We start from the raw sequence: 2,699 nt of genomic DNA, 5'->3' as shown, positions 1-2,699 counted from the left end.
CCCCCAACCGGGCCGCCTGCGCCCGCAACCCCTCCGCACTCCGCCCCGACACCACCCACGGCACCACCGGCAGAACACCCGCCACCGGCTCCACAGTCACCGACGCCCCGGCCGCCTCGGGCGCGCCCTCCAAGATCACATGCGCGTTCGTCCCACTGATCCCGAACGAGGACACCGCCGCCCGCCGCGGCTCACCCGACTGGGGCCAGGACCGAGCCTCCGTCAGCAGGGCGACTTGCCCCGAGTCCCAGTCGACATGTGTCGACGGCCGGTCGACATGCAGGGTCGGTGGGAGTGCCGCGTGCCGCATGGCCTCGATCATCTTGATGACACCGGCGACACCCGCCGCGGCCTGCGTGTGACCGAGGTTGGACTTCACCGATCCCAGCCACAACGGCCGTTCGGCCGTACGCTCACGCCCGTACGTCGCCAGCAGGGCGTCGACCTCGATCGGATCGCCGAGCTTCGTTCCGGTCCCGTGGCCTTCGACCACGTCGACCTGGCCGGCGTCCAGCCGGGCGTTGGCCAGCGCCTGCCGGATGACCCGCTGCTGCGAGGGACCGTTCGGAGCGGTCAGACCGTTGGACGCACCATCCTGGTTGACCGCCGACCCGCGCAGCACCGCCAGCACCTCATGCCCCTGCCGCCGCGCCTGCGACAACCGCTCCAACAGCACCAGACCGACACCCTCACTCCAGCCCGTGCCGTCCGCCGCCTCCGCGAACGCCTTGCACCGACCATCCGGCGACAGACCCCGCTGCCGCGAGAACTCGACGAAGGTGTTCGGTGTGGCCATCACGGTGACACCGCCCACGAGGGCCCTGTCGCACTCGCCGTTGCGCATCGCCTGGGCGGCCAGATGCAGGGCGACCAGCGACGACGAACACGCCGTGTCGATCGTCACCGCGGGACCTTCGAGTCCGAAGGTGTACGCCACCCGTCCCGAGAGCACGCTGGACAGGTTTCCGGTCAGGGCGTAGCCCTCGATCTCCTGCTGTTCGGTCGACATGCGGGGCGCGTAGTCGTGGTACATGACGCCGATGTAGACGCCGGTGGGGGAACCGCGCAGAGCGTCCGGATCGACCCCCGCCCGCTCGAACACCTCCCACGACACCTCCAGCACCAACCGCTGCTGCGGATCCATCGCCAACGCCTCACGCGGCGAGATACCGAAGAACTCCGCATCGAAATCACCCGCGCCAGACAAGAACCCGCCATGACGCGCATACGACTTGCCCGACCGCCCCGGATCACCGTCGAACAGATCTTCCGGCCAACCACGATCCACCGGGAACTCCGAAATCCCCTCACCCCCCGACCACACCAGATCCCACAACCCCTCCGGAGACACCACACCCCCCGGATAGCGGCACCCCATCCCCACCACCACGACCGGATCATCCCCATCCGTGACAGCCACGGAGGCGGACGGGGGCTCGGCGTCGGCGGCTGCGTCGCCGAGCAGTTCGTCCCGCAGATGACGGGCCAGACCGGCTGGTGTCGGGTGGTTGAAGACGACCGTGGGGGCGAGCCGTATGCCGGCCGCCGAGTTGACCCGGTTACGCAGTTCCACCGCGGTCAGTGAGTCGAACCCGAGCGCCTTGAAGTCCTGGTCGGGGTCGATCCCGGCGGCGCTGTCATGGCCGAGGACCCGCGCGGCCTCGGCGCGTACCAGTCCGAGGAGTTCGGCGTGCTGCGCCGGCTCGTCGAGGCCGGTCAGCCTGGCTGCCACGGCGGACGACATGCCGGACGCCGTACCCGACGCCGCCGTCCTGCGCGCGGGACGAGCGACGAAGTCCCGGAGCAGGAAAGGCACTTCCCCGGTCCCGGCCTGTGCACGGAGCGCCGGCCGGTCGATGCGGGCGGGGACGATGTTCGGCATACGGGTGCGCAGCGCCGCATCGAGTGCCGCGAGCCCGAGTTCGGGCGTCAGCGGGGCGATGCCGGTGCGTGCCCAGCGGGCGAGATCGGTGTCCCCGAGGGCGGCCCCCATGCCACCGGTGTCGCCGGTGTCGCCGGTGTCGCCCCACAGTCCCCAGGCGAGAGCCTGCCCGGGAAGTCCCTGTGCCCGGCGGCGCGCTGCCAGGGCGTCCAGGCAGGAGTTGGCCGCCGCGTAGTTGCCCTGCCCCGGTGTGCCGAGCAGGCCCGCCACGGAGGAGAAGAGCACGAACGCGTCGAGGTCGACGTCGCGAGTCAGCTCGTCGAGGTGTGCCGCCGCGTCGGCCTTGGGCATGAGGACGGCGTCGACCGCCTCGAGGGTGAGCGAGGTGATCGTCGCGTCGGCGAGCACTCCCGCGGCGTGCAGGACCGCCGTCAGCGGCCGGTCCTCCGGTACGGACGCGAGCAGCCGGGCCACGGCGTCACGATCGGCGACGTCACAGCGGGCGAACGTCACCTCGGCACCCAGTTCCTCCAGCCGCTCGCGGAGTTCCTGCGCTCCCGGGGTGTCGCCGCCCCGTCGGCCGGTCAGCAGCAGATGCCGTACGCCGTGCTTCGCCACCAGGTGACGGGCGACCAGGCTCCCGAGGGCGCCCGCCCCGCCCGTGATCAGCACCGTCCCGTCTTCACGCCAGTTCAGGGAGGCCGTGGGCTCGTCCGGTTGGTGCAGGTGGGTGAGGTGGGGGGTGTGGGGGGTGCCGTGGTGGAGGGTGAGTTGGGGGGTGTGGGTGGTCAGGGCGTGGGTGAGGGTGTGGGGCAGG

Annotated in this window: 1 protein-coding gene; it reads right to left on the bottom strand. The window is 71.3% G+C overall.

Features of this window, described 5'->3' with window-relative positions:
* On the bottom strand, positions 1–2,699 hold a 2,699-nt coding region (locus ACWD0J_RS41130), incomplete at both ends, for a type I polyketide synthase (protein ID WP_451500982.1).

It is taken from the genome of Streptomyces sp. NPDC003011 (assembly GCF_053591515.1).
This window is presented reverse-complemented; position numbering and strand designations above follow the sequence as displayed.